This is a genomic window from Brevibacillus reuszeri (assembly GCF_001187725.1).
Classification (GTDB): Bacteria; Bacillota; Bacilli; order Brevibacillales; family Brevibacillaceae; genus Brevibacillus; species Brevibacillus reuszeri.
In genome coordinates this window covers 2,066,385-2,092,457 of sequence record NZ_LGIQ01000009.1, presented here as the reverse complement: position 1 = coordinate 2,092,457, position 26,073 = coordinate 2,066,385, and the positions used below count along the sequence as shown (strand labels likewise).

The 26,073-nt window shown below is 48.3% G+C and carries 28 protein-coding genes; all 28 read right to left on the bottom strand.

Annotated elements, in window-relative coordinates; translation table 11 throughout:
- Positions 1 to 19: 19 nt before the first annotated feature.
- A complete protein-coding gene (locus ADS79_RS24205) occupies positions 20 to 757 on the bottom strand; it encodes a WecB/TagA/CpsF family glycosyltransferase (RefSeq protein ID WP_049740899.1) in 738 nt (245 codons plus the stop codon).
- 70 nt (positions 758 to 827) lie between these two features.
- The gene (gene fabZ, locus ADS79_RS24200; protein ID WP_049740898.1) at positions 828 to 1,286 is read right to left on the bottom strand and encodes a 3-hydroxyacyl-ACP dehydratase FabZ; all 459 of its coding nucleotides are present in this window, start codon (positions 1,284 to 1,286) and stop codon (positions 828 to 830) included.
- A 165-nt stretch (positions 1,287 to 1,451) separates the two neighbouring features.
- Positions 1,452 to 1,973: a CDP-alcohol phosphatidyltransferase family protein gene (locus ADS79_RS24195; protein ID WP_049741129.1), complete on the bottom strand. Its 522-nt coding sequence runs from the start codon at positions 1,971 to 1,973 to the stop codon at positions 1,452 to 1,454.
- 280 nt (positions 1,974 to 2,253) lie between these two features.
- Positions 2,254 to 2,508, bottom strand: coding sequence for a DNA-directed RNA polymerase subunit beta (locus ADS79_RS24190; protein ID WP_049740897.1), 255 nt, complete (start codon positions 2,506 to 2,508; stop codon positions 2,254 to 2,256).
- Positions 2,509 to 2,536: 28 nt separating this feature from the next.
- The gene (locus ADS79_RS24185) at positions 2,537 to 3,358 is read right to left on the bottom strand and encodes a flagellar hook-basal body protein (RefSeq protein WP_049740896.1); all 822 of its coding nucleotides are present in this window, start codon (positions 3,356 to 3,358) and stop codon (positions 2,537 to 2,539) included.
- A gap of 16 nt (positions 3,359 to 3,374) precedes the next feature.
- A complete protein-coding gene (locus ADS79_RS24180; RefSeq protein ID WP_049740895.1) occupies positions 3,375 to 4,391 on the bottom strand; it encodes a flagellar hook-basal body protein in 1,017 nt (338 codons plus the stop codon).
- A 6-nt stretch (positions 4,392 to 4,397) separates the two neighbouring features.
- Positions 4,398 to 5,414 carry a rod shape-determining protein gene (gene mreB, locus ADS79_RS24175; protein WP_049740894.1) on the bottom strand — a complete coding sequence of 339 codons (1,017 nt, stop codon included), beginning with the start codon at positions 5,412 to 5,414 and terminating at the stop codon, positions 4,398 to 4,400.
- Positions 5,415 to 5,494: 80 nt separating this feature from the next.
- Complete coding sequence (spoIIID, locus tag ADS79_RS24170; RefSeq protein ID WP_003388385.1) at positions 5,495 to 5,779, bottom strand: sporulation transcriptional regulator SpoIIID; 285 nt, start codon at positions 5,777 to 5,779, stop codon at positions 5,495 to 5,497.
- A 774-nt stretch (positions 5,780 to 6,553) separates the two neighbouring features.
- Positions 6,554 to 7,288: a stage II sporulation protein SpoIIQ gene (locus ADS79_RS24165; RefSeq protein WP_049740893.1), complete on the bottom strand. Its 735-nt coding sequence runs from the start codon at positions 7,286 to 7,288 to the stop codon at positions 6,554 to 6,556.
- 91 nt (positions 7,289 to 7,379) lie between these two features.
- Complete coding sequence (spoIID, locus tag ADS79_RS24160) at positions 7,380 to 8,393, bottom strand: stage II sporulation protein D (RefSeq protein WP_049740892.1); 1,014 nt, start codon at positions 8,391 to 8,393, stop codon at positions 7,380 to 7,382.
- A gap of 193 nt (positions 8,394 to 8,586) precedes the next feature.
- Positions 8,587 to 9,912 carry a UDP-N-acetylglucosamine 1-carboxyvinyltransferase gene (murA, locus tag ADS79_RS24155; protein ID WP_049740891.1) on the bottom strand — a complete coding sequence of 442 codons (1,326 nt, stop codon included), beginning with the start codon at positions 9,910 to 9,912 and terminating at the stop codon, positions 8,587 to 8,589.
- A gap of 18 nt (positions 9,913 to 9,930) precedes the next feature.
- Complete coding sequence (locus tag ADS79_RS24150; protein WP_049740890.1) at positions 9,931 to 10,677, bottom strand: YwmB family TATA-box binding protein; 747 nt, start codon at positions 10,675 to 10,677, stop codon at positions 9,931 to 9,933.
- A 100-nt stretch (positions 10,678 to 10,777) separates the two neighbouring features.
- Positions 10,778 to 11,008: a DUF1146 family protein gene (locus ADS79_RS24145; protein WP_049740889.1), complete on the bottom strand. Its 231-nt coding sequence runs from the start codon at positions 11,006 to 11,008 to the stop codon at positions 10,778 to 10,780.
- Between the two features lie 180 nt (positions 11,009 to 11,188).
- The gene (gene nuoN / locus ADS79_RS24140; protein WP_049740888.1) at positions 11,189 to 12,715 is read right to left on the bottom strand and encodes an NADH-quinone oxidoreductase subunit NuoN; all 1,527 of its coding nucleotides are present in this window, start codon (positions 12,713 to 12,715) and stop codon (positions 11,189 to 11,191) included.
- Between the two features lie 3 nt (positions 12,716 to 12,718).
- Positions 12,719 to 14,260 (bottom strand): complex I subunit 4 family protein, encoded by a 1,542-nt coding sequence (locus ADS79_RS24135; protein ID WP_049740887.1) that lies wholly within the window; start codon positions 14,258 to 14,260, stop codon positions 12,719 to 12,721.
- Entirely contained in the window at positions 14,244 to 16,166 is a 1,923-nt protein-coding gene (nuoL, locus tag ADS79_RS24130) for an NADH-quinone oxidoreductase subunit L (RefSeq protein ID WP_049740886.1), read from the bottom strand. Before nuoL ends, ADS79_RS24135 begins: the two co-directional genes overlap by 17 nt.
- A 27-nt stretch (positions 16,167 to 16,193) precedes the next feature.
- A complete protein-coding gene (gene nuoK / locus ADS79_RS24125) occupies positions 16,194 to 16,505 on the bottom strand; it encodes an NADH-quinone oxidoreductase subunit NuoK (protein WP_049740885.1) in 312 nt (103 codons plus the stop codon).
- Positions 16,502 to 17,011: an NADH-quinone oxidoreductase subunit J gene (locus ADS79_RS24120; protein ID WP_049740884.1), complete on the bottom strand. Its 510-nt coding sequence runs from the start codon at positions 17,009 to 17,011 to the stop codon at positions 16,502 to 16,504. Before ADS79_RS24120 ends, nuoK begins: the two co-directional genes overlap by 4 nt.
- Position 17,012: 1 nt before the next feature.
- Complete coding sequence (gene nuoI, locus ADS79_RS24115) at positions 17,013 to 17,426, bottom strand: NADH-quinone oxidoreductase subunit NuoI (protein WP_049740883.1); 414 nt, start codon at positions 17,424 to 17,426, stop codon at positions 17,013 to 17,015.
- 80 nt (positions 17,427 to 17,506) lie between these two features.
- Complete coding sequence (gene nuoH / locus ADS79_RS24110) at positions 17,507 to 18,514, bottom strand: NADH-quinone oxidoreductase subunit NuoH (RefSeq protein WP_049740882.1); 1,008 nt, start codon at positions 18,512 to 18,514, stop codon at positions 17,507 to 17,509.
- Positions 18,514 to 19,662 (bottom strand): NADH-quinone oxidoreductase subunit D, encoded by a 1,149-nt coding sequence (locus ADS79_RS24105; RefSeq protein WP_049740881.1) that lies wholly within the window; start codon positions 19,660 to 19,662, stop codon positions 18,514 to 18,516. The genes nuoH and ADS79_RS24105 overlap by 1 nt, the downstream gene beginning before the upstream one ends.
- A 3-nt stretch (positions 19,663 to 19,665) precedes the next feature.
- A complete protein-coding gene (locus ADS79_RS24100) occupies positions 19,666 to 21,135 on the bottom strand; it encodes an NADH-quinone oxidoreductase subunit C (protein WP_412679384.1) in 1,470 nt (489 codons plus the stop codon).
- Positions 21,132 to 21,650: a NuoB/complex I 20 kDa subunit family protein gene (locus tag ADS79_RS24095; protein ID WP_049740880.1), complete on the bottom strand. Its 519-nt coding sequence runs from the start codon at positions 21,648 to 21,650 to the stop codon at positions 21,132 to 21,134. Before ADS79_RS24095 ends, ADS79_RS24100 begins: the two co-directional genes overlap by 4 nt.
- A complete protein-coding gene (locus ADS79_RS24090) occupies positions 21,641 to 22,012 on the bottom strand; it encodes an NADH-quinone oxidoreductase subunit A (protein WP_049740879.1) in 372 nt (123 codons plus the stop codon). The genes ADS79_RS24095 and ADS79_RS24090 overlap by 10 nt, the downstream gene beginning before the upstream one ends.
- A gap of 306 nt (positions 22,013 to 22,318) precedes the next feature.
- The gene (locus ADS79_RS24085) at positions 22,319 to 23,059 is read right to left on the bottom strand and encodes a DUF6042 family protein (RefSeq protein ID WP_049740878.1); all 741 of its coding nucleotides are present in this window, start codon (positions 23,057 to 23,059) and stop codon (positions 22,319 to 22,321) included.
- A 221-nt stretch (positions 23,060 to 23,280) separates the two neighbouring features.
- Positions 23,281 to 23,679, bottom strand: a complete 399-nt coding sequence (locus tag ADS79_RS24080) for a F0F1 ATP synthase subunit epsilon (protein ID WP_049740877.1) — start codon at positions 23,677 to 23,679, stop codon at positions 23,281 to 23,283.
- Between the two features lie 27 nt (positions 23,680 to 23,706).
- Complete coding sequence (gene atpD, locus ADS79_RS24075) at positions 23,707 to 25,116, bottom strand: F0F1 ATP synthase subunit beta (RefSeq protein WP_049740876.1); 1,410 nt, start codon at positions 25,114 to 25,116, stop codon at positions 23,707 to 23,709.
- A 49-nt stretch (positions 25,117 to 25,165) separates the two neighbouring features.
- Entirely contained in the window at positions 25,166 to 26,029 is an 864-nt protein-coding gene (gene atpG / locus ADS79_RS24070) for an ATP synthase F1 subunit gamma (protein WP_049740875.1), read from the bottom strand.
- Between the last annotated feature and the right edge of the window lie 44 nt (positions 26,030 to 26,073).

Genomic DNA, 26,073 nt, shown 5'->3' with positions numbered 1-26,073 from the left:
CTCCTCTCTACGGATGCATCTAGGAACGGCTACTCCATTTTTCTTTTAAAACGGTTACGACAAACCGCGGAATAGCCAGCTGACGCTTCCAGCGAGAAGGCTCGGAAGCAAGTCGATAAAACCATTCCAAATGCAATTTCTGCCAAACCTCAGGAGCGCGCTTCACTTTCCCGGAAATGACGTCAAAGCTGCCGCCTACTCCCATCATCAGCGAAGCATTCAATCGCTCACGGTACTTGACCAGCCAATTGTCCTGCTTGGGAGCGCCCAAAGCAACAAACAACAGATGCGGCCTCGTTTCAGCGATTTCCTGCACAATTTGTTCTTCTTCCTCTTCTTTAAAATATCCGTTTCGATAGCCAACCAAGCGCGCTTGCGGATAACGGGCCTGCAGCTTGGTGGCAGCCAGCTCAATTACTTCCGGACTGGCTCCGAGCAAATATACATTCCATCCATATTGATTAGCCTCTGCCATCAACGCTTCTAACAGCTCTACCCCTGTCACGCGCTCATAGATAGGCTGATTGGTCCATTTTGCTGCGTATACGATACCAATTCCATCAGGAACAACATAGGCTTGTTCTACAATAGAACGAAAGCCCTGATGCTCTCTCGCAAGCATGACGATTTCCGGATTGGCGGTTACCACGTGGGTCTTTTGTCCGCTCTCAATCCGTTCGACCATATCTGCTATTGTCTCGCGGAACCCGAGAGTAGAAAACGGAACATCCAATATTTTAGCGACCTGTTTGGCCAATTTTTTCACCTTCAATGCATAAGTAGCCCAATAGCCATTTTACCCGAAAAGAAAGGCACATTCAAGATGATCATGAATGTGCCTTATCTCCTGCAGTCAATGCAAACATCATGCCGCCCTCTGCTACCACTTTCCCATTTACCAAAGCTTTCCCGTTTGCTTTCACGACCGTACCGCGAACACGAGTCAGCTCAACGTCCAAAGTAAGCGTATCACCAGGCCTTACCTGATCCTTGAAGCGGAATTCATCAATCCCTGCGAACAGACCAATTTTTCCTTGATGTTCCTCCAGGCTCAGCATAGCTACCCCGCCAACCTGCGCCAAAGCTTCCACAATTAGGACGCCAGGCATGACCGGATAACCAGGAAAGTGGCCCTGGAAAAATGGCTCGTTCATCGTTACATTTTTGATCCCGACAGCTCGCTTGCCAGATTCCAGCTCTACGATTTTATCAACCAGTAAAAACGGGTATCGGTGAGGAATGATTTCCTGAATTTGTACGATATCAAGTGGCGCCTTAATTTCCATGAATCCCAACTCCATTTCCATACTTATCTAAACTTGTCCATGCATGAAGACCCTACAGCAAACTGAGAATAAGACAACTCCCGCCTTTCTACAATCGAAAGAAACGGGGTTAAAATAAAAGGGGCACTTCCTTCCTATGACGGAAGTGCTCTTTTTCTGCTCTCCCTACGAGCGATTCAACAACCGAAATTTCCCCAGATAGATCACACTCGTAATGAACGAGAATGCAATGACTGACCAAAGAATCATTTCGCCGTACTCATATCTATACATGATCAATGGTATCACCACATACAAAAAGATGGTTGTCAATTTCCCGTACGTATTGGCTGGTACTGTCTTTTTACCACGCAGGTGATAAACAGCCCCTGTTACAATCATTGCCAGTTCACGCACAAAGAAAAACAGGGCGGCCCACATGCTAATCCGCTCCGTTGCAAAAAATGACGCAATCACTGCCAGCATCATCAGTTTATCAGCCAGCGGATCTAACACGATTCCAAGTGTGGTTACGAGCTTATGCTTTCGCGCGAGGTACCCGTCCGCGATATCTGTCAATCCCGCCAAGATCAAAATAGCCAGCGCTATTTCTAAATGATACGGGTTTGGCGAAAAAAAGACATACAGGTACAAAGGGATGAGAACGATGCGAAAGATCGTAAGCAAATTAGGAAGATTCACGGACATCCCTCCGTATAAAAAAGTCGCTTCCTTTTCAACCACTCGGTTTATTATACTCTGCGGACAAACATCGCAACAAGTCCCCTCAAAACGTTCATAACCGTTTTCCCCTCTCGTCGGGGGTCAAAAGTGTTTGACCACAAGCGGCCACCTTCACTTTTATGACAAAGTGCCTCAGCGTAACATCTAGCATCAGCTTCGGTGAAAAAGTCGAGACGTCGTTCACAGAAAAAAACGAGCCCTAACCAATCGGTTGGGCTGGCAATGATGACTGCTAGCTCCGTTTTTACGTCTCGGCAAATAGCAAGTCCCACATATGTTTGTATGTACCCAAATCAAGCACTTCAGAAGCTGGCTTATGCCCGACCACCCCATAACCGATCATCAGGCCGATTACCACTGAGAAAAAGAGCAGGAGTGGGACCAACACGATCTTGGCTACTGTAATTCTCCAGTTTTTCCCGCTCCGTTCGCGTACTTTCGTCTTCGCTTTCGCCTCTTGGGTATCACGCGGGATACGCTGTCCCTTCTCTCGTTCCATTCTTCTCTCCCCCGTCATGCCGATTGGATTACCTACTTCTAATCGAATTGGCGATACCCATCATTTGATCGCTGATTCCAATTGCCCGTGAGTTCAACTGGTAGGCACGCTGGATGTTTACCAGCTGTGACATTTCCTCTGTCATACTGACATTGGAGCCTTCCAATGCGCCTTGGCGCACGGTCGCGATTCCTTCAGTCACAGCATCAGCGTATTTATCCGTTAGTTGAATCGGATCTTCCAAATCTGCATCATATAAATCTTTTCCGACTTGTTGCAGCTGATCCGGGTTGTTTACTTTCCAGATGCCAATTTCCGCTACCGGATTATCGTCATCACCATTGAAGACTCTGCCCTCTGCGTCAATTCGTATCGGTTGGTTTGGGTCTGTCAGCTGAACAGGAATCCCGCTTTTATCCAATACGTAGTCACCAGCTGGCGTTGCTAGCGTATACCAGTTTAACGCCTTGTGCCTTGTGATTTTAAAATTGCCGTCACGTGTGAGGAAATAGTCATCTTTGTTATCTGTCTGACGAGTAACCGCAAAATAGCCGTCGCCTTCAATCAGAACGTCTGTTGGCACATCTGTTATTTTAACATTCCCTTGTCCAAGATCCAGTTTCGTAAGTCCTAGACGGGCACCACTGCCAACCCGCAGACCAAATGGTGTATTTCGATTTTGATCGTCTACTTTTGGCTGCTCGTTCATCGAATCGGATAATAACTCGGAGAACGATGCTTGCCGACGCTTGTAACCTATCGTATCTAAGTTCGCCAGATTACTAGCTGTATTATCCAAAGCCTGTTGAATTCCGCGCATAGCTGATGTCGATATATTTAAAGATTGCATCTTGGTTCCCTCCTCATTATCCGTTTACTCGTCCAAGTTCATTAGCAGCCTTTTCCAAGGTTCCGTCAATCGTCGTAATAACCTTTTGATTCGCTTCATAAGCACGCAGTACACTCATCATGCTCGTAATGGTTTGAGCAGGGTCAACATTCGAACGCTCCTGCCAGCCCTGTTGAACTCCGTAGCGTCCTCTTACCTTCGGATCATTGTATACATTATTTGCCAATGCATCGATATCTGCCTGAAGAGCTGTCTCTATTTTCTCGACATCATTGGCCACATCAAATTGACCATCCAGACGATATCGATCCGATCCTTCTCTAACCAGCTTTCTCGATGGATCTGCAATCACATTCAATCCAAGCGTCGCATTCAGTTCTTCGAGTCTTGTTGCCGTCGGTTGACCAGGTGTGTTTTCGAGATATTCGATCCACAATTTCCCCTTGTCATCGATTCTCAGATTTTTGCCGGCATTTTCATTTGCAGCCGCTGTAGAGTCATTCGGGTTTTTATTGACCTGAATCGCCATATTGGCATTATCCAGCACGTAATACCCTTCAGCCGTGACCAAATATCCTTCAGCGTTTACACTCCAATTGCCATTTCGCGTGAAGCGAATGTTTCCATCATCGGCTGGCTGCGTCAGATCGTCTATCGGAGCCACACTATAAAACAAACGCCGCTCATTGCCATCCTCATCCGGCTGAATGTTGTCCATCAGCGCCACATCGTATGGATTATGCGTTTCTTCGATATCTCCTTGCGTAAAGACAGGAAGAGCCTCCGACATGTACACTCCCGTGTTCAAGCGTCCGATCATGGCAGCCTGTCCACCCATGTTAGGAATACCAGGGATATCAGGCCCCGTATTATCGCGAACACGTGAGATCAATTGCTCTGGAAAAGAACGCATCAAAGCCAAGTCCTGTTTGAAGCCCGGTGTGTTGATGTTAGCCAGATTGTTTGCGAGCGACTCATGCTTGTTCTGCAAAGCCAACATCCCTGATGCAGACGTATACAAGCCTCTAATCACGTAATCTTACCCCCTGAATAACCGCTTATTCCGGTGCGCTGGTACCTTGTCGAGGTAGTCCAGCATCATTCCTGTTCCTTTCGCTACGCACATCATTGGCTCGTCCGCTACCAATACTGGAACTCTCAATTCATCCGCCAGTATTTGATCGATGCCATGCAAAAGAGCGCCGCCGCCGGTCAGGAAAACACCCTTATCAATTATATCGGCAGAAAGCTCAGGAGGTGTTCGTTCTAAAACAGATTTTGATGCTTGTACAATCGCACTAACCGACTCGGCCAGGGCTTCTTGGACTTCGCCCGATTGAATGGTAATTGTTTGCGGAAGCCCGCTTACCATGTCTCGACCGCGAATGTCCATTTCGTCCTGGCGCCCGCCGGATACGGTTCCGATCTGAACTTTGATATCTTCAGCCGTTCTCTCACCAATCAGCAACTTGTATTTATTTTTTATGTACCGCATAATGGCCACATCAAATGTATCTCCTGCAATTTTGATGGAGGAAGACGTGACAATATCGCCCATAGACAGTACCGCTACGTCAGTTGTACCTCCACCAATATCGACTACCATGTTGCCAGACGGCTGAAAAATATCCATACCTGCACCTACTGCAGCTACTTTCGGTTCTTCCTCAATGTATACTTCTCGTGCTCCACCACTGCGTTCTGCGGCTTCACGAATCGCTTTTTGCTCTACAGATGTAATATTGGTCGGGCAGCAGATCAATACACGTGGACGTGCAAACATGCTTTTCCCACCAATTTTGGTCAAAAAGTGCTTGAGCATGGCTTCCGTGATTTCAAAATCCGCAATAACACCTTCTCGCAAAGGTCGGATCGCCACAATGTTACCTGGGGTTCGCCCCACCATACGATATGCTTCGTTCCCCACAGCCAATACTTTCCGTGAATTACTGTCTATAGCCACGACAGATGGTTCATCCAGGACAATGCCCTTGCCTTTAACAAATACCAAAACATTGGCCGTTCCCAAGTCGATTCCGATATCTTTGCCAAACATGAAAGGTCCTCCCTGTTACCAGTTACATTTCTATCTAATATCATAGGCTCTTCTACGTGAGAGGACAAGGAAATTCTTTCTTACACACTTTCCTCCTGTTCTACTCGAACTTTTTTACTACGACGTTTGTACTTGATCTTGGTTGCTTCGCCGCCACGCAAATGTCTGATGGCTTTGTGGTATTCCAGAATTTCCTTTACTTGGTTGGCTAACTCTGGATTTATCTCAGGCAACCGCTCAGTCAAGTCCTTGTGCACTGTACTTTTGGAAACACCGAACTCTTTGGCGATCATCCGAACCGTATTTCTCGTTTCTACAATATATCGGCCGATTTTGATGGTCCGCTCTTTGATGTAGTCGTGCACGTCACTCGCCTCCTTGTATCTACATTGTCTGATACAATATATGGGTGGGTGCGGACACATATTCTACGTTTCCAAGCCTGACAAGCCAGCACGGCCCCATCTTTTTTCAACAGTTTGTACCACTTGGGGGGTGGCTGTAGTTTAGAGAAGCTGATTTCCAGGCTCCGCTCCGGTCTACGTCCCACTGAAAGTGTTGTCTGTCCGCTACGCAACGACTCGCGGGGGAACGTAAAAGCAGTAGCCGCTACGCCGGTTATTCAGGGTTACGTTCCTTTTTCCCTCGATTCATTGCTCCGCTGGGTAGGACTTCGCTAGTCGCTCGCCTGGAAATCGGCTTCTCTTTCGTTACAGTTGTTTTTCTGCGATCAGTTAAAGAAAAATTATTTTTCGCCAACGCAAGAGAAGTGAATACGATTTTGAGTTCCCGACCTCAATGTATATGCTTTCAAGCATCGAAAAAGTCTTAGGGTTTTTCTTTTTTTTTGAGGAACAACTGCTACGCTGGAGAAGAATATTTCCAGGCGCAGCTCCTTGTGAAGTCCTACTGAGCGGAGCGCCGAGCGGCGGGAAACAGAATCGCAACCTTGTTCACACTGCGTAGCGGCTACTGCTTTTGCGATTCCCCGCCGCTCGGCGTGGAGCGGACAGACTATTCATCCAAGTAGGACGGAGCAGAGAGCATAGTCTGGAAATATTCTTCTCCCCGCCAAAGTCACCTTTTCAACACAAAAAAACCACCTGCAAAAGAGTTTCCTTTACAGGTGGTTCGCAAACTTATTGATTTTTCGCTTCTGTTTCCGGAGAAACCAGATACTGCTCTGGATTTACCGCTTTGTTATCCACTCGGACTTCAAAGTGAAGGTGAATGCCAGCGTCTTTTTCATACTCATTGCGTCCAGCAGATCCAAGAACCTGGCCTTGTGTGACTTCATCGCCTGGTTTCACTGTTACATTATCCAGACTTTGATACACAGTCACCATCTTGTCGGCATGCTCGACCTCCACTACCTTACCAACGAGCGGATCGACTTCTACCTTGACTACTTTACCAGCCAATGCAGCAATGACGTCAAAGCTCTTGCCATCGGTCGCCTTCAGATCAATACCAGTGTGCGGAAAGTAAGAATTATTGTACTTCACCAAAGCTTTTTGCTGATTTTCCTTGGAGGCTTGCTCATCATAGTAGCTCATACCCAAGTCGTACGTGACACCTTTTCCTACTGGCCATGCCAGTGGTTGTGGACTGCTTGTAACAGGTACAGACGGATTTTCCTGCGGTGTTGTCTCAGGATTTGCAGGTGTTGTTACTGTCACGTTCTCATTATTGACGCTTGTCAATTTTGATACCGTGTCCATAACGGTTCCTTGATACCACATCACAAAAGCGAGAATGATTGCTGCGGTGCCGATGTAGATCGCTGGAAACGCCCACTTCTTACCCAATACTTTTTTCCAAGAACTAGACTTCTTGAATGGAATCGGTTGATTTTGATTCTTTTGATCTTCCATTTTATTCATCACCTCATCCCTCAGTATCGCCAGAATTTTGGCGTATAAACCTGAGAGAGTAGGGAAAAGTAAAAATTTGCTTACATTTTAGCTAGACTTGCAAAATACGAGTGTAATCCTGCAGGTTGATGCCCTGATAAAAATACTTCACGATCTGTTCTGCATTCTTTCCGTTTTTGGCCATTCCGTTTGCGCCCCACTGGCTCATCCCTACACCGTGACCATAGCCTTTAGTCGTAATAAACACCTGGCTTCCCTTCAGCTCCATCGTAAAAGAAGAGGAATTCAAATTGAGCTTTTCACGAAACTCACGACCCGTAAACTCTTTTCCACCTATACTGATTTTCCCGACCCGATTTCCTGTCGTCGTCCTCTCAATCCGATACCATGCCCCATTCGTAGAAGCCTCCTGAACGAGCTTGACCCCCAAATCCTTCTCTAGCTCAGCTGTCGATTTGATGACCGTTTCCTCATAACGGGGCGATTGAATATCCCATGGACTCGCTACGCTTTTTAAATAAGGGATGGGCTTTTCCCAATACTCATCGGAATTCTCCGTAAATCCGTTGCTCGTCGAAAAAAACGTAGCATCGATCGGCTCGCCATTGTATGTAAGCACAATCCCTGCTGTTTCTTTTACGGCTTGTGTGATGCGCTGGTTTTTCCACTCATACTGATCTTTCCATCGTTCACGGCGCTGTCCTTCATCCATGTAGACCTGGTGACGAACGGTATCGAGAACCTGCCCTCCTTCTGGCACATCATCAAATTTTCCTTCGTTCAGTCTACGCACGATATATGTTCTGGCAGCCAGGGCCTGTGCCTTGAGAGCCTCCAGCTCGAATTCTGCTGGCATTTCTGCTGCCACCACGCCTGTAATATACGTTTCCAGCGGCAGTGTTTCCACCACCTTTTTCTCTGTGCGATAGACCTTGATGGAAGTCGAAGACAGCTCCTGCGTCACCTGATTGCCCGGAGCTGAAGCAGGTACATGCGCTGGTTCCGCAACCTCTCCTCCTGGCGAAAAGAAATGAACGAGCGCAGCAGGCACCATTACGAGCAAGATCGGCAATACAATAAACCAAATGAGTAGATAGCGTTTCATGCAACAGATCCTCCCCGCTTTGTGCTAGACACTCCCATTTTATGAGTATCCGCCAAGCGATAGAACGAGAGAATAAGAGGGAAGCGAGAATGCGCATTTTCATGAAGCTCTTGCATAGAAACCGAAAAAAGCGTGCAAAACTGTTGCCAGTTCGCACGCCATTTTCGGTTTTGCCATCTATTTGACATATTGATCAAGCAAAATTAGGAGAGAAGCTCACTTTAATGGTTTCTGTCACGGTTGCCTCACGTTTTTCTGTTTCTGGTACGTAACGCTCTACATCTGCCCCGAGTGCAAGCAGTTTTTCTGTAAAGTTCACGTAACCACGATCAATGTGATGCAGGGCAGATACCTCTGTTACTCCCTCTGAAACCAATCCAGCCAGCACCAGTGCAGCACCTGCGCGCAGGTCTGTCGCTGCTACTTTGCTACCAGTCAACTTGGAGCCGCCTTCTACGATTGCACTGCGACCCTCAATCTTGATATTGGCATTCATGCGGCGGAATTCCTCCACGTGCATGAAACGATTCTCAAAAACAGTTTCTGTCACAATGCTGGTCCCTTCGGAAACAAGCAACAAAGACATCATTTGCGCCTGCATGTCAGTAGGGAATCCTGGGTAAGGCAATGTCTTCAGATCAACCGCTTTGAGTGCGCCTGTACGACGAACGCGAATCCCATTCTCCTGCTCGTCTATTTCCACGCCCATCTCACGGAGCTTGGCTGTAACGGATTTGAGGTGATCGCAAATCGCGCCTTCAACAAAAACATCTCCACCCGTAATCGCAGCAGCAACCATAAAGGTGCCCGCTTCTACACGGTCAGGAATCACACAATGCGTGCAGCCACTCAGCTTTTCCACGCCTTCAATACGGATCGAGCCTGTGCCTGCCCCGCGGATTTTTGCCCCCATCCGGTTCAGGAAGTTGGCCAAGTCTACAATCTCCGGCTCTTCAGCCGCATTTTCAATCACGGTAGTTCCCTCTGCCAAAGCAGCGGCCATCATGATGTTTTCGGTGGCTCCTACACTCGCAATATCGAGGTAGATTTTTGCCCCTTTCAGTCGGCCTTCCACGCTTGCTTCAATAAACCCTTGTCCGATCTCAATCTTGGCTCCCATGGCCTCAAACCCTTTTAGATGCTGGTCGATCGGGCGAGTCCCGATGGCACAACCACCTGGAAGAGCGACACGAGCCGTTCCTTTCCTGGCCAAAAGCGGTCCCATCACAAGAAAGGACGCTCGCATTTTGCGAACCAGTTCATAAGGGGCTTCTACACTAGTCAGCCTAGTAGCATTAATGGTCAGCACTTCGTGATCATATGTAAGGGAGATTCCCATCGTTTTCAAGAGGTCGCAAATCGTCCTGACATCGTCGAGTGCAGGCACGTCCGAAATGACGCATGTCCCTTCCTCGGCCAGGATAGATGCTGCAATAATAGGGAGTACGGCATTTTTTGCACCAGAGACTTTCACATTCCCTGTCAATGCCTTACCACCGCGGACAATAATTTTATCCAATGTGTACCCCTCCGCGTGCTAATATTCCGCTGTGATGATTGGTGTTCCTATGGTGACCCAAGTTCCAGCATTACTGCTATCACGATGAGTTGCCACCTGAAGGTTCATCTTTTGCCCGTTTAACGCGATGAACGGTTCCCACATAGGGGTATGCCCGGAAATACTGACCACCGTCTCATCTTGCAAACGTTCGAGTTCTGTTGCCTGAAGGGTAGAAAAAATCGACAAAATCTTACCCTCCTGTTGGTCAACACCCATCTTAACATTGTACATTCCGCGAATACAAGTGCTAATTTGCGGAATAAAGTTGGCTTTGCTCAAGGCATTCGCGAACGTTTCCTGTATTTGTTCAATATATAGTAGGGATTGACGACTTCCTGACAACTGTAGCACTACATATGTGTCAAAAGAACCATTTTTAGGAACACCTGTAACCTCATAGCGCAGTTGTACGTCGTCGTGCGTATTCGCGTATTGATACACAAGGATATTGTTCTTCCGCGAGAATTCGATTTGGGAAAAAGGAATCTCTAGTTGTTTTGCCCAATGATCCGCCAACTCTTTGATTTCTTCCTGACGCAGGACCTGCCCCATAGCGGTACGGGCACGCACCTGAATCGTTGTTCCTGTTGCTCCAGAGTCTTCCAAAGCACCTAGCAGCTGTGCAGCCACTGGCTTTACTTCTGTCGCCTGCGCAGGCATCCAATAAACTACACCCATGACAAACAATAGAGCTAGTGCGATCCAACCAGACCATTTCCCCATAACAACTCTCTCCCCATTTCACGTACATCTCTTTGTACTTCTCATTTTGCACATGAAAATGGGTGGATATACCAGCCAGCTCTAAATGAAGTTTAGGCAATTACGAGAACATGTTCCCGAATGCAAGGGACCAGCCCAGGTAATCGAGGAAAAAGCGCGATACCTCATAGCCGATGACGATGGACAGGAAAATCTGCAGCAGCTTTGCCTGTGCGCCACTCGGCTTTTTTACTATTTTTTCAAAGCGAAACGATTGGAGAGCCCACCATGCCAATCCAATGAAGACGATGGAGAGAATGATGCTCAAAAAACCGTAAATTTCTTGTGACACACTCGTTTCCTCCTAAATATGAAAAACTTTATCGAAGTCTTTCAAGATAGAGCGACCGCTTATCAGCGAGAAAGTATTCCCTGTAGCCGTGATTTCCTTTTGACCACAATAGAAAAAGGGACAGCCCCAAAAATGGACTATCCCTTCTATTGTACATGAAGTGCGAATCAGTTTCGAGCCTCACTGAAAGTTTGGAGGCAGCATGTTCCCGAAATCAAAGGACGGATTAAAGTGAGTCTGGACATAGTCGGTAATGAGGCCCGGAAAAGCCCCAAAGAATACAGTTGCAACTGCCATTACGAGCACAAATACCCAGATGCCTCTTGGTACTCGCATTTGCGCTTCTGTTGCCCCAGGACGCATGTACATTTGTCGAATAATCCCGAAGTAATAGTAATAGGAAATGACGCTGGTCACAATCATAATCGCACTCAGCCAATAGTTCTCCTGTGCCAATGCGCCCATGAACAAGTAGAATTTCCCGAAGAAGCCTGCTGTTACCGGGATACCTGCCAGGGAAAGCAAGAAAATGCTCATCGCAACCGCCATGATGGGAGAACGATGGTACAAACCGGCAAACCCTTTCAAATCCTCAGTCTGCTGCTCCTGCGCCACAACCATGATGACAGCAAAAGCTCCAAAGCTGACAAGCAAATACGCGAAGAGGTAAAATATCACTTCACTGAAAAAGAGCGTTGTCGGTGGTACAAACGGTACTAGCAAATAGCCAGCCTGGGCAATCCCCGAGTACGCCATCATGCGTTTCACGTTCGTCTGGCGAAGCGCCATCGTATTCCCGATGATCATCGAAGCCGCTGCCATCAAGCCCAGATACAGACTACCTTCCTGGAAAAAGAATCGTCCGACACCGTCTGTAACGTTAAAGAACGAGATCATCACCACACGGAACAGCAGCGAAAATCCGGCTGCTTTCGATACCACAGCGAGAAATGCTGTGATCGGCGTAGGAGCACCCTGATACACATCTGGTGTCCACATGTGGAACGGAGCCGCAGAAATTTTGAATGCTAAACCAACTACGAGAAACGCAAACGCTACGTAGACCAAGAACTGATAGCCCGCCATGCCAGCCTCAGCCAGGCGCATGGAGATTTCATAAATATGGGTTGTTCCCGTCAAGCCGTAAATATACGACATCCCGAACAAGGTAATCGCTGTAGCAATTCCACCAGAGACGACATACTTGAATGCCGATTCATTTGATTGTAACGACTTTTTGCGTAGTCCAACCAGAACGTAGGAAGACAGGGACAAAAGCTCCAGTCCGACAAAGAGCGTAATCAGATCGGCAGACGAAGCCATGACCATCGCTCCCAAAAGACCCGTTAGCAAGAGATAATAATACTCACCCGAATGCTGAACGTCCCCCTTCTTTAAATAGGAAAGGGAGATGAGCAGAGCAAAGGACGTACCAGCGAGGAACAGCAATTTGAAAGCATTCCCGTAGTCGTCGATGCGGATCATGTCCGCCATGTAGCTATACGGCTTATCGAGTGTATTTACATTGACGAACACAAAGACTGCTGCAAGTACCACACCCACCAAGGAGAGCCAGCCGATCACTTGCTTGCCCAGACGTTTTCCTGCAAAAAGATCGAGTAGTGACAACAGCGTGGCAAAACCAAGAATGATAAATTCGGGCAGAAGGTAACTCCAGTCATATTGGAAAATATCTTTAACGTCCATGGATTACCCTCCTATTCCCGTTACGATGGGTACGATCGTTTTCAATGCCTGTTGCATCGGATTGCCGAGGACAGCTGGATACACACCGATCAAGATAATGCATCCCAAAAGAACGACCATCGGAATGACTTCCATCGGCTGCGCATCTGCAATCCCTGTAAAACGGCTAGGCATAGAGCCAAAAGTCGTCCGCAAGATAGCGCGCAGTAAATATACGGCAGTGAGCACGATTCCGATAGCGCCAACCGCTGCGAGCACAGGCATTCGCCCGAACAAGCCGAGGAAAGCAAAGAACTCGCTGATAAAGCCGGACATGCCCGGAAGTCCGAGAGACGCCATACCTCCCGCCAGCAAAACTCCACTGACGAATGGCATTGACTTCGCCAAACCACCCAAATCGTCGAGCATCGAGGTCTGGGTACGGTCCCAAATGACGCCAATCAAGAAGAACAGCAGCGCCGAAATAAAACCGTGTGATACAACCTGGAACATCGCTCCCTGAAACCCGATGGTATTCATCGACGCAAAGCCGAGCAGTACGATTCCCATGTGGCTGATACTGGAGTATGCCATTACCATCTTTAAATCCTTTTGTACAAAAGCGAGCACAGCTCCGTACAGGATGTTGATAATCCCTAAAACAGCTAGCCACGTAGAGAACTGATACGCCTGCTCAGGGAAAAAGCCGATTCCCATCCGCAATAGACCGTATGCACCCATTTTCAGCAAAATCCCTGAGTGGATCATGACGATGGAAGGCGGAGCCTGTACGTGCACCTTCAACATCCACGTATGGAAAGGGAATACTGGCAGCTTGATCGCAAAGGCAATAAACAAAGCCATGAACAATCCAAAACGGAAACCCGGAGTAAGAGCCGCTGAGATCGGATGCTCAGGTGTCGTCAGAATGGCACCAATCTGGTCAATATTTAAGGTGCGCATCACGACAAAGATCACGATAAAAGCGATGAGCATGATCCCGGAGCCAATTCCGTTGTACAAAAGAAACTTGTTGGCAGCCTGCTCTCGCTCCCCATATCCCCAAATTCCAATCAGGAAATAGGTTGGCACCAGCGTCAGCTCAAAGAAAATAAAGAACAGGAACAAGTTATCTGCTGCAAAAACACCGAGCATTCCGATCAACAGCAGGTGAAACAGGATAAAAAACTCCTTCAAGCGCTTTTTAACTTGCCAGGACGCAACTGCTGCGAGCGTCGCAATGATAGCTGTCAGCAAAATCAGCGGCATCGAAATCCCATCAACACCAAGCTCGTAGTTGATATCAAAGGTAAATACTGCGCCTGTCTGTGCCATACCGATCGGAATCGAGATCCAATCGTGCTTCTCTACAAACTGCAGATTGGCTGTGTCGTATTTGAAAAGCCCGAACATCCACAAAGCCAAAATCAGTGGGAGCAAGGTACCGATGATGCCGACCAGCTTGATCGTACCACCCTTTTGACTCGGCATGAACGCAATCACGATGATCGCCAGCAGCGGAGAAAACACCAATGACGACAAGAGGATATTAGTGACCGAATCCAAAGAGTCCACCTCCCTGTGCCGTCAAACTAATCGCAATAATGAGCAGCAACAGTCCAAACAGAACCACTGCTCCATACGACTGTATTTGTCCGCTTTGCACTCTGGCGTGCAGGGACCCGATTCCTTGTGTGATCTTCGCTGTCAATCCTACCAAGCCATCCACCACATACTTGTCAAACGCGTTTAAGATAAAGCCTAGCCATCCGAGTGGAATCACAATTACGTAATGGTAGAGCTCATCGACAAAGTACTTGCGATAGGAAAGCTGATAGAGCCACGGCATCGCTTCGGGAATGGTGTCGGACGGAATCGATTTTTTTCCGTACATGAAATAAGCCAATACCACTCCTAGAATCGAAATGCCCAATGCTACAATCTGTAGCCAAGCCGCAGCGTGCTCGGTTCCATCTCCAAATACGCTTGCAATCGCCGTACCTGTGCCTGTGGAAAGCAGCCATTCAGTAAGCAATGGAGCGTATGGAGTATTTACAAAGCCGGCAACCACTGCGAGAAGTGCCAGGATCAATAGCGGTCCCGTCATCACTGCAGGTGATTCATGTGCTTCGTGCTTGCTCCGCGGCTTTCCAGCAAACGTCAGGAAGAACAGTCGGAACATATAGAAGGCAGTAAAGAAAGCCGCCAATAGCGCGATAAACAACAAATCATATCGGTGCGCGCCGTACACTGCCCCCAGAATAGCTTCCTTTGACCAGAAGCCTGCAAACGGGAAAATACCCGCAATTGCCAAACAGCCGATCAAAAAGGTCAGTGCAGTGACAGGCATTTTCTTCCACAACCCACCCATCTCAAATACATCCTGTGTATGTACTGCGTGGATGACGCTTCCTGCTCCCAGGAAGAGCAATGCTTTGAAAAAAGCGTGAGTCATCAAGTGGAACGATCCTGCCACATAACCAGCGGCACCAGCAACCCCGAGAGCCATCATCATATAACCAAGCTGACTGACGGTAGAATACGCAAGCACACGCTTGATATCCCTTTGCGTCAGACCAATCGAAGCTGCGAAAATCGCTGTAATGCCTCCCACGTATGCTACTACGGTCAATGCTGTTTCCGAAGCAATGAACAACGGATAAGTCGCCGCAACCAAATACACACCAGCCGCAACCATCGTAGCAGCATGGATCAGGGCAGATACTGGTGTCGGGCCTTCCATAGCGTCCGGCAACCACGTGTGCAGCGGGAACTGACCTGATTTCCCCATCGCACCTACGAAAATGAGGATAGCCGCAAGTGTAACCATCCACGGCTCCAGTCGTCCAAATGCTACACTCTCAAAAATTTGCGAGTATTCAAAGCTTCCTGTCCACCAGAACAATAAACAAATTCCGATGAAAAGGCCTAAGTCCCCAATACGTGTCACGATAAAAGCCTTTTTGGCAGCTGCCTTGGCTTCTGGTTTGAAATAGTAGTATCCGACCAACAGGAATGAACAGACCCCTACCAACTCCCAGAAAATGTATACTTGCAGCAAATTCGGCGAAATTACGAGCCCAAGCATGGAGAAGGTAAAGAGTGCCAGATATTGATAAAACACAGGAAAGCGTTCGTCCCCATGCATGTAACCTTTAGAGTAAATTTGTACCAGCAGGCTGACCAGAGTCACGATGACGAGCATCATCGCATTGAGCGGATTGACTTCAAATCCCATCGTGATGAGAATATCGCCTACTTGCAGCCAATCGAGCACGAACTTGTAGTCTGCTGCTCCATCCTGAAATCTCGCCCAGAACGTAAACAATGCGATCAGAAATGATACAGCCGTCAGCGTAATGCCGATCAAGGCCGCTCCTTCTTTCAGCTGGCGACCAAATGAGACGATCACGATGAAAGCAAGAAGCGGAAACAGAGGGATCAGCCAAGCATAATGAAAGAGAGTATCCATCTTTGTCCTCCTTATCAGGTCTCCATCTTATCGTTTCATTTGGTCCATTTCGTCTACGTTGACTGTGGCTTTGTTGCGATACAGCGCAATCAAAATGGCTAATCCTAATGCTACCTCAGCAGCAGCTACTGTCATCGTAAACAGTGTAAAAATTTGTCCGGCGACAGCTGGATACAAGCCGAATTTCGAAAAGGCCACCAGATTGATATTCACTGCATTCAGCATCAGCTCGATGGATAGCAGCACGACGACAGCATTGCGCTTGGTCAGTGCCCCGTACAAGCCTACACAAAAGAGAATCAGAGCGACCATCAGATAGGAGGTAATGCTTACCGTCATTCGTTATCCCCCTCCTTTTTCGCCATAATGATCGCACCTATCAAAGCGACCAAAAGCAGTACGGACAACAGCTCAAACGGGATGACGTACTTGGTGAATACCTCTAGTCCGATTTCTTTGGCATTGCTCAACGTGGAATCCACAGGTGCTGGTGGGGCTGGCCAAGGTGTATTTTGAATCCCCCAGAACAACAATCCGAATACGCCAGCAACAAACAGCAGGATAAATCTATTTTTCCATGTGCGTCCAGTTCCTTCGTCATTGGCGTCGTGCTTGGTCAGCATGATCCCGAACAGCATCAGAATCGATATTGCGCCTGAATAAACGAGTACCTGTGCGACACCGACAAAGTCGGCACCTACCAGCACGAACAAGCCCGCGATGCTGATAAAGGTAATCCCCAGGGAAATGACCATGTGCACGACACGGGTAAAGCTGATCATAAAGACGGCGCCACCAATCGTCAGTAGGGACAGGATAAAAAAGGCTACAAATTCGCCAGTCATGCTAATTCTCCTCCCTGACGTTGGTATTGTTTGCGTCCAGCCATTTCAAATTCTTGTACAATTCATCCCTGCTGTAAGCAGCCAATTCGAAGTTATTGGTCATGACGATCGCTTCTGTCGGACAAACCTCCGTACAGAGATCACACAGGATACACAGTTCAAAATTAATATCGTAAGTATCGATGATTTTTCCTTTTTTCTCTGGATCAGGATGCGGTTTCCCCGTCAATTGGATGCACTCTGTTGGACAAACGCGCGCGCATTGGTTGCAAACGATGCATTTTTCCGGCGAAAAGTGCTGAATGCCGCGAAAACGGGGCGGCATGGGAAACGGCACATCCGGGTAGAAATGGGTTACCTTTTTTTCTGTAAGCTTTTTAAATGTATACCCCAGGCCTTTGGCCAGTCCTAGCATGTGTGTCACCCCTCAGATTTGAGAACTTGGCTGCGCCGAGACTCTGGCGAAGCCTGCGCTATGAAACACGAGCCGTCTAATTAAAACATGCCGTTCTGGTAAGAGACAACGACTGCAGTGAGCAGGATATTGAGCAGCGCCACTGGCAACAACACTTTCCAGGCAAACGACATCAGTTGGTCGACACGCATGCGCGGCATCGTGGCGCGAATCCAGAACTGAAGGAAGACGTACAGTGAAAACTTAAGAATAAACCAAACGATCCCTGGAATAAAGCCCAACGCCGGATGAATCGGCAGCCATCCACCCAAAAAGAGAATCGTAATCAGCGTACCCATTCCAAACATATACACGTATTCAGCCAGCATGAACATGGCGAAGCGGAAGCCTGTATACTCGACGTGGTAGCCACCTACCAGCTCTGACTCTGCTTCCGGCAGGTCAAACGGAGAGCGATTCAGTTCTGCCTGTGCAGCAATAATAAATACGCAAAATCCGATGAACTGCGGAACGATATTCCAGACATCCCGCTGTGCTTCGACAATTTCCCGAAGATTCATGCTGCCCGTCAGTAGAACGATACCCACCACGGACATGACCAGCGGCACTTCATAGCTGATCATCTGCGCAGCGGAGCGGAGACCCCCGATCAGCGAGTACTTGTTATTCGATGCCCAGCCTGCTGTAATGACGCCCAAAACGGTAATTCCGGATAGCGCGATATAGTACAGGAGGCCGATGCCCAGATCAGCAAATTGAATGCTTTCTGTAAAAGGCATCACTGCCAATACAGCAAAAGCAGGTGCATACGCTAAAATTGGCGCCAGGGTAAACAAGGCTTTATCTGCATCCTTGGGACGAATATCTTCTTTTAGCAGCAGCTTGGCTACGTCCGCAACCGTCTGCAATAAGCCCAATGGACCTACCCGGTTTGGTCCGATCCGCAGCTGCATCCAACCAATTACTTTTCGCTCAAAGTAGATGGCATACGTTACAAATCCCAACAACACCGCGAGCAGAACGACAGCAGCCAGGATAAACCAGATGGCTGTACCCCATGAGGGTGTTTGCTGCAAGAGTGCACTCATTAACAGTCAACCTCCCCAAGCACGATGTCGATACTGCCCAGAATGGCGATCATGTTGGCAATACTCTCGCCCTCCAACAACTTGGGCAAAATTTGCAGATTCGTAAACGATGGCCGTCTGAATTTCAATCTCCAAGGCTTATCCTTTCCTTGGCTGGCAATATAGCAACCGATTTCTCCACGTGGTGATTCGATGCGGACATACGTTTCGCCTGCTGGCGGACGGATCACCCGAGGTACCTTGCCCATAACTTCTCCCTCGCTTGGGAATTGCTCGAGCGCCTGCTCAAGTATGCGCAACGATTGCTCGATCTCAGCCATGCGCAGATTGTACCGTGCCATGCAATCTCCCTCCGTAGCAGTCGGTACATCAAATTCAAAGCGATCATAGATGCAATACGGTTCGTCCTTGCGCAGATCCCATTTTACGCCGGTAGCCCGTAGCATGACTCCTGAGAGAGAATAATCCAAAGCAGTTTTGGTGTCGAATACTCCGATACCCTTGATACGGCTGATGAAAATTTCATTGCCTGTCACTAATTTATGATAGTTGTTCAATTCTTTTTTCATGTATTGAACAAATTCTTTTACCTTGTCTGTCCAACCTGGAGGCGCATCCCATTTGACTCCGCCAACCCGCATGTAGTTAAAGGTCATACGCGCACCACATAGCTCGTTAAACAAATCAAGAATCGATTCGCGATCACGGAACGCATACAGGAATGGACCCATTGCACCGATGTCCAGTAGATACGTTCCCCACCATACCAAATGGCTCGCCACCCGATTCAATTCCATTGCGATCAATCGCAAATACTGGGCACGGTCGGGAATTTCCAGCCCCATCATGGTCTCGACAGCATGACAGAGGACATAGTTATTGGTCATCGCTGACACGTAATCCATCCGGTCTGTATACGGGATGATCTGGGTATAGGTCAGGTTCTCCGCCAGCTTTTCTGTACCACGGTGCAAGTATCCCATCACAGGGTCAGCTTCTTTGATCGTTTCCCCATCAATCTTTACGACCAGTCGAAATACTCCGTGTGTACTAGGATGCTGAGGTCCAACGTTCAAAAGCATCTCTTCCGTGCGAATTCCCGTATCAGAAGAGGTCTCTATTTGAGTTGTGAGGATGTTCTGGTTCATCTGCTAAACCTCCTCGTCGAATTGCACATAATCTTTACGTAGCGGGTAGCCTACCCATTCATCTGGCATCAGGATTCGACGCAAATCGCTATGTCCCGGGAAATGAATCCCTAAAAGATCGTATGTTTCCCGTTCATTCCAGTTTGCTCCGTGCCAAATGTCCATAACGGATGCGACGCTTGACTCCTCTCGGCCGGTTTTGACCTTTACTGCCACGCTTTGCCGATTTTTGTAGGAGTAGAAATGATAGTAGACCTCAAGTCGATCCTCATAGTCAACACCGTGCAGATTGGACAAGTACTCGAAGCCTAATTGCTCGTCATCCTTCAAGAACTGTGCTACCTCGTGCCATCGCTCATTCTGGATTGTCAAAGTCGGAACCTCTTTAGCCAGTTCATTAATATAGGCGGCTTCGATTATGTCTTTTCCAAACACATCTGTTATACGTGCGATGTACTTATCTAGATACGGTTGGTTTTTGGACGGTGCCTTTGGAGCTTCCTCCTCAGCAGTTGCCTCTCCGGTTTGAGCAGCCTTTGCCTTTGCTGCGGCTGCTGCGGCTGCTTTCGCTTTTGCCGCTGCTGCTGCCTTTGCTTTGGCATCATCTCCATCCGCATCAGAAGCATCTGCACCTCCAGCTTCTCGTGCAGCTTTTGCCTTTGCTGCGGCCGCCGCGGCTGCTTTCGCTTTTGCGGCTGCTGCTGCCTTTGCTTTGGCATCTGCGTCGCCGCCTGATTCTGAAGCCTCTGCGCCCTGCTCTGCCGCTTCCTTGGCCTCTTTCGCAGCCTTTGCTTTCGCAAGCGCTGCTGCTGCAGCTGCCTTTTTCGCTTCGGCTTTTTCCTCTGGCGTCATCTCGGAGACTGGCTTTGCTGGCTGGACTACTTCGGTCGCTTCCGACGCTTCTGCTTCCTTCGCAGCTTTTGCCTTGGCAATCGCTTCAGCAGCTGCTGCCTTTTTCGCAGCCGCCTTTTCTTCTGGCGTCATCTCGGAGACTGGCTTTGCTGGCGAAACTGCTTCGGTCGCTTCAGTCGCTTCCGACGCTTCCGCTTCCTTCGCAGCTTTTGCTTTGGCAATCGCTTCAGCTGCCGCTGCCTTTTTCGCTGCCGCCTTTTCTTCTGGCGTCATCTCGGAGACTGGCTTTGCTGGCGGGGCTGCTTCGGTCGCTTTCGCTTCTGCTTCCTTCGCAGCTTTTGCCTTGGCAATCGCTTCAGCTGCCGCTGCCTTTTTCGCTGCCGCTTTTTCTTCTGCCGTCATCTCGGAGACTGGCTTTACTGGCGAAGCTTCTGCCTTTTCGGTCACAGCTTCTGCTTGCGAATCTTCTTTTATCTCTGCATCTGTCTGTGCATTTTCCACAGCAGGAGAATCTGATTGGTCTTGTTCTCTTAATTTTCGCAAAGCTTCGGCTTTGGCTCGGGCTTCAGCCGCTGCCTTCGCTTTTTCCTCTGCCGTTGGCTTGCGATTTTCCTCCGTCATTGACTGGTCACCTGCTTCCCAGTCTTCGCTTCATAGCGAATCTTTTCCTGCAGCTTGTTGATTCCGTAGATTAATGCTGCTGGATTCGGAGGACAGCCTGGAATGTACACGTCCACAGGTACGATTTGGTCTACCCCTTTTACAACGCTGTAGGAGCGCACGTACGGGCCACCAGCGGTCGCACAGGACCCCATAGCGATCACCCATTTTGGTTCCGGCATCTGATCGTACAATCTGCGCAGGAGTGGAGCCATCTTTTTCGTCACCGTACCAGCCACAATCATCACGTCAGACTGTCTTGGCGAGGCACGAAAAATGACACCGAATCGGTCAAGGTCATACCGCGCTCCACCTGTTCCCATCATTTCGATTGCACAGCACGCTAGGCCAAAGGTGAGTGGCCAAAGCGAATTGCTACGAACCCATCCTTTTACCGTTTCCAGTGTCGTAAACATTACGTTGCGATTCAATTCTTCTTGCAGTTCAGGCGCAATACTTGTCAGATCTAGTTCCATTCCAGCACCTTCTTTCTCCACGCGTAAATCAGACCTACTACCAGTAAGGAGATAAAGATGACCATCTCCACCAGGGCAAACAGCCCCAGCTCTTTGTAAGCGACTGCCCACGGGTACAGAAAGAGCGTTTCTACATCGAAAATGACAAACATCAGGGCAAAGATGTAGTACTTCACATTGAAGCGTACCCAACTGTCACCGACCGGAATGTTACCGCTTTCATAAGTAGTTTGCTTTTCACGTGTCGGTTTCTTTGGACGCAACAATGGACCAACAAAACTGACAGTAGCCACGGGTAACAGCACACCAAGAATCAAAAAGATCGCTACGATGACATAATTGTTGGCATAGATGTCAATCACCCAGTTCCCTCCGCTTCTACAAAGGTATGAATCCAATTTGTACTGCCCTTTTAAAGAGGCTAAACCCCCGTTAAAAGGTACTACCTGCAGCATCAAGGATGTTGGTATGATCGCTGTCACTTTTTTGATACTGCTAGAAAAAAATACCTTTATCATTATATCAAATTGCCCACAGAGTGTCTAACGAAAGCCTTCCTTATGTGCCATAAATAGGGAAAAAACTCAGGGTAATCTCCCTAAGTTTTTCCAATGGAGTATGATGACCAAACGAATCGATTATCGGGGTCATCATTACTATACGTTTGATTACTGAACATTAGAAGAGAACTGTTGTCCCAGGAAGTCCTCATAGATTCTTTCCCATACGATCGCAAATGACATTGGCTCATCATCTGGAATGTCCAATACATTTTCGATTGCTTCTTCCATATATGGAGTCAGCTTAATCAGTACCTCAGCCAGCATAGCATCATTTGTACCCAGCATTTCTTTCAGGTCATTCTTGGAAAGATTGAATGCATTCTCATCTTTCTCGTGCAGCATCATGACCAAACGGCTAAATACCGGATGTACCAATGATTCCAGCTTGATATGTGCCAGAGCCATAGCCTCTGCCTCACTCAATTGGAACAGCTCGGATGCATCTGGAAATGGATGAACAGGAACATCCCATACATCGCCATTATCAATAACCAGTCCCCACTTGATGAAAAGCTGGATCGCCTCTTCGCGTGAAGCCGGATATTCAATATTGGAGCGTCCCAGGAACGCTTTGAAGCGGTTCAACAGGTTCACATAGCCTTTAAAATCTTCTTCAGATTTAAATCCTTCAGCAACAAGCTCTGTAAAAGTGCCTTGCAGCCCCTCGATCTCATCCAAAGCTTTTTCCATCTCAGCTTTTGTTTCTTTTTCCGTAACTACGTAGCATATCGCTTGAAACAGAACATTCATTTCATGAGACAGTACGCTTGACCAACCATTGGCTCTAAAGCCGTTAGGAATCACTACGCCATCTTGATTATGGCGGATATCGCGAACGGTTTGCATCAGTTACACTCTCCTTATAATCCCAGTCGCCAATGCCGTTTCATCCCGCTGTCATCCTTATCGAACACGCTTGTCGGCAGGGCATTAGGTTTATTATACACAGAAACATTAGGCAATTACCAACTGGAAATATCATGCCCTGTTACCACCTGTGCTCATTCATGTACGTGAACCGAAAAATCCCCGCTGCCACAAAGGGCGCGGGGATATCAGCTTACGCTTTACTTCGTTACGTCGAGACGTGCCATCGCACGTTGCAGCGCACGTTCTGCACGCTGTACGTCGAGCTCGGCATACTTCTCAGCCAAACGCTTTTCGGCGCGAGCTTTCGCTGCCTTCGCACGGTCGACATCAATGTCTCCCGGCAATTCAGCCGTTTCAGCAAGGATGGTAACTTTATCACCGCGCACTTCCATGAAGCCGCCGCTTACAGCCATCAATACTTCTTTATCGCCTTCTGTCTTAATCCGAACTGGCGCTATTTTCAGCGGGCTGACAAGCGGCATATGGTTCGGCAAAATACCGAGGTCCCCTTGAACGCCGCGAGCAATGACCATTTCAGCCTGACCGCTGTAGACAACCCGTTCAGGAGTTACGACTTCAACTGTCATCTTACTCATTTAATCGTCTCCCCTTTCCAGGGTGTCTTACGCCATTTTCTTCGCTTTTTCTACCGCTTCTTCAATCGTACCTACATACAGGAATGCTACCTCTGGCAGTTGATCGTGCTTGCCTTCGAGGATTTCCTTGAAGCTGCGAACAGTTTCTTTCAGTGGTACGTATTGACCTGGATTACCTGTGAACTGCTCGGCAACGTGGAAGGACTGGGACAAGAAACGTTGAATACGACGAGCGCGTCCAACTACTTGCTTGTCATCATCGCTGAGCTCATCCATACCGAGGATCGCGATGATATCTTGCAGTTCTTTGTAACGTTGCAAGATTTTTTGTACGCCACGAGCTACATCGTAGTGTTCTTGACCTACGACGTCCGGAGACAGAGCACGGGAAGTAGATGCGAGTGGGTCTACCGCAGGGAAGATACCCAACTCAGCGATAGAACGCTCCAGGTTAGTTGTAGCGTCCAAGTGAGCAAACGTAGTAGCAGGAGCCGGGTCAGTATAGTCATCCGCTGGTACGTAGATCGCTTGAATAGACGTTACGGAACCTTTTTTCGTGGAAGTAATGCGCTCTTGCAGCTGACCCATTTCGGTAGCCAATGTTGGCTGGTAACCTACCGCAGATGGCATACGGCCGAGAAGTGCTGATACCTCAGAACCCGCTTGAGTAAAGCGGAAGATGTTGTCGATAAACAGAAGAACGTCGCGGCCTTCTTCATCACGGAAATATTCCGCCATAGTCAGACCGGTCAGAGCTACACGAAGACGTGCACCAGGTGGTTCGTTCATTTGACCGAATACCATTGCAGTTTTCGGCAGAACGCCTGCGTCTTTCATCTCGTGGTACAGGTCGTTACCTTCACGGGTACGCTCACCTACACCAGCGAATACGGAAATACCACCGTGCTCTTGCGCGATGTTGTTGATCAGCTCTTGAATGGTAACGGTTTTACCTACACCCGCACCACCAAACAGACCGATCTTACCACCCTTGATGTACGGAGCCAAAAGGTCAATTACTTTGATACCTGTTTCCAGGATTTCAACAGTAGTTGCTTGGTCTACGAAATCAGGAGCTTTGCGGTGAATTGGGTCACGACGATCTACTTGACCGAGGTCTTGCAGGTCGATCGGTTCTCCCAAAACGTTAAATACGCGTCCGAGGGTAACTGCACCCACTGGAACGGAGATAGCTGCACCAGTATCAACCGCTTCCATACCGCGAACCAAACCATCGGTGGAAGACATCGCAACTGTACGAACCAGGTTATCACCCAGATGAGTAGCAACCTCAACAGTCAATTCGATGTCGCGCTCGCCAGCGCTTTGTGCTTTATGTTGAATCTTGATCGCATTATAAATGGCAGGCAGGTGTCCGCGGTCGAACTCGACGTCAACAACCGGACCCATTACCTGAACCACGCGTCCATTCGCCATCTTACTTCTTCCCTCCTGTAAAACTAAATTGGGAGCTATTCGCTGCCACTTAAGCCTGTGCGTTTGCACCTGCAACGATCTCGGAAATCTCTTGTGTAATGGCTGCCTGACGAGCACGGTTGTAGATCAATGTGTAACGGTTGATCATATCCGTTGCGTTGTCTGTCGCGTTGCCCATTGCTGTCATACGGGAACCTTCCTCGGAAGCCTTCGCTTCCAGAAGCGCACTGTAAACCAGTGTTTCCGCGTATTTTGGCAACAGATCGGCCAGTACTTCTTCCGAGGACGGCTCGTACTCGTAATTGATTGCGCGCACATCAGTGCTCTCGGGAGCTTCCAATGGCAGCAAACGTTTTACGGTAGGTATTTGCGAAATTGCACTTTGGAACTTGTTATAGCACAGGTACAGTTCGTCAATTTGTTCATTCGCGAACAGTTGAACCGCCGCACCGGCAATTTTCTTGATATCAGCAAAGGCAGGACTGGCTGGCAGACCTGTAACCTCTTCCATAATCGGGTAGTTCCGCTTATTAAAGAAGTCGCGACCTTTACGACCGATCACAAAAATACCGTACTCATCCTTGGACTTGTGCTTTTCACCGATCGTTGTAATCACGGCACGAAGCATGTTGGCATTATAACCACCCGCAAGACCACGGTCAGAAGTGATGACAATGTAACCAGTCTTTTTCACTGGACGCGATTGAAGCATCGGATGCTTGGAACCAGAAGTACCGCTTGCGATGCTCGCGATCACTTCCTGAATTTTATCAGCATACGGACGTGCCGCCTCAGCCTTCTCCTGGTTACGGCGAAGCTTTGCAGCCGCCACCATTTTCATCGCTTTCGTGATTTGGCGCGTATTTTTTGTACTTTTGATACTGCGTCGAATCTCACGTATTCCTTTAGCCACTCGTTTTCACCACCTTGAGGACGCATGTCCGGGCCCTCAGCCCG

Bases quoted from the DNA above. Each gene is read 5' to 3' on its own strand.
- ADS79_RS24120 (WP_049740884.1), bottom strand. From the start codon at position 17,011: ATGACTGGCGAATTTGTAGCCTTTTTTATCCTGTCCCTACTGACGATT.
- ADS79_RS24195 (WP_049741129.1), bottom strand. From the start codon at position 1,973: ATGTCCGTGAATCTTCCTAATTTGCTTACGATCTTTCGCATCGTTCTC.
- ADS79_RS24100 (WP_412679384.1), bottom strand. From the start codon at position 21,135: ATGACGGAGGAAAATCGCAAGCCAACGGCAGAGGAAAAAGCGAAGGCA.
- fabZ (WP_049740898.1), bottom strand. From the start codon at position 1,286: ATGGAAATTAAGGCGCCACTTGATATCGTACAAATTCAGGAAATCATT.
- ADS79_RS24080 (WP_049740877.1), bottom strand. From the start codon at position 23,679: ATGAGTAAGATGACAGTTGAAGTCGTAACTCCTGAACGGGTTGTCTAC.
- nuoL (WP_049740886.1), bottom strand. From the start codon at position 16,166: ATGGATACTCTCTTTCATTATGCTTGGCTGATCCCTCTGTTTCCGCTT.
- ADS79_RS24190 (WP_049740897.1), bottom strand. From the start codon at position 2,508: ATGGAACGAGAGAAGGGACAGCGTATCCCGCGTGATACCCAAGAGGCG.
- nuoH (WP_049740882.1), bottom strand. From the start codon at position 18,514: ATGAGTGCACTCTTGCAGCAAACACCCTCATGGGGTACAGCCATCTGG.
- nuoI (WP_049740883.1), bottom strand. From the start codon at position 17,426: ATGCTAGGACTGGCCAAAGGCCTGGGGTATACATTTAAAAAGCTTACA.
- spoIID (WP_049740892.1), bottom strand. From the start codon at position 8,393: ATGAAACGCTATCTACTCATTTGGTTTATTGTATTGCCGATCTTGCTC.
- mreB (WP_049740894.1), bottom strand. From the start codon at position 5,414: ATGTTTGGCAAAGATATCGGAATCGACTTGGGAACGGCCAATGTTTTG.
- atpD (WP_049740876.1), bottom strand. From the start codon at position 25,116: ATGGCGAATGGACGCGTGGTTCAGGTAATGGGTCCGGTTGTTGACGTC.
- ADS79_RS24085 (WP_049740878.1), bottom strand. From the start codon at position 23,059: ATGCAAACCGTTCGCGATATCCGCCATAATCAAGATGGCGTAGTGATT.
- nuoN (WP_049740888.1), bottom strand. From the start codon at position 12,715: ATGGACGTTAAAGATATTTTCCAATATGACTGGAGTTACCTTCTGCCC.
- ADS79_RS24095 (WP_049740880.1), bottom strand. From the start codon at position 21,650: ATGGAACTAGATCTGACAAGTATTGCGCCTGAACTGCAAGAAGAATTG.
- ADS79_RS24185 (WP_049740896.1), bottom strand. From the start codon at position 3,358: ATGCAATCTTTAAATATATCGACATCAGCTATGCGCGGAATTCAACAG.
- ADS79_RS24105 (WP_049740881.1), bottom strand. From the start codon at position 19,662: ATGAACCAGAACATCCTCACAACTCAAATAGAGACCTCTTCTGATACG.
- nuoK (WP_049740885.1), bottom strand. From the start codon at position 16,505: ATGACGGTAAGCATTACCTCCTATCTGATGGTCGCTCTGATTCTCTTT.
- ADS79_RS24165 (WP_049740893.1), bottom strand. From the start codon at position 7,288: ATGGAAGATCAAAAGAATCAAAATCAACCGATTCCATTCAAGAAGTCT.
- ADS79_RS24150 (WP_049740890.1), bottom strand. From the start codon at position 10,677: ATGGGGAAATGGTCTGGTTGGATCGCACTAGCTCTATTGTTTGTCATG.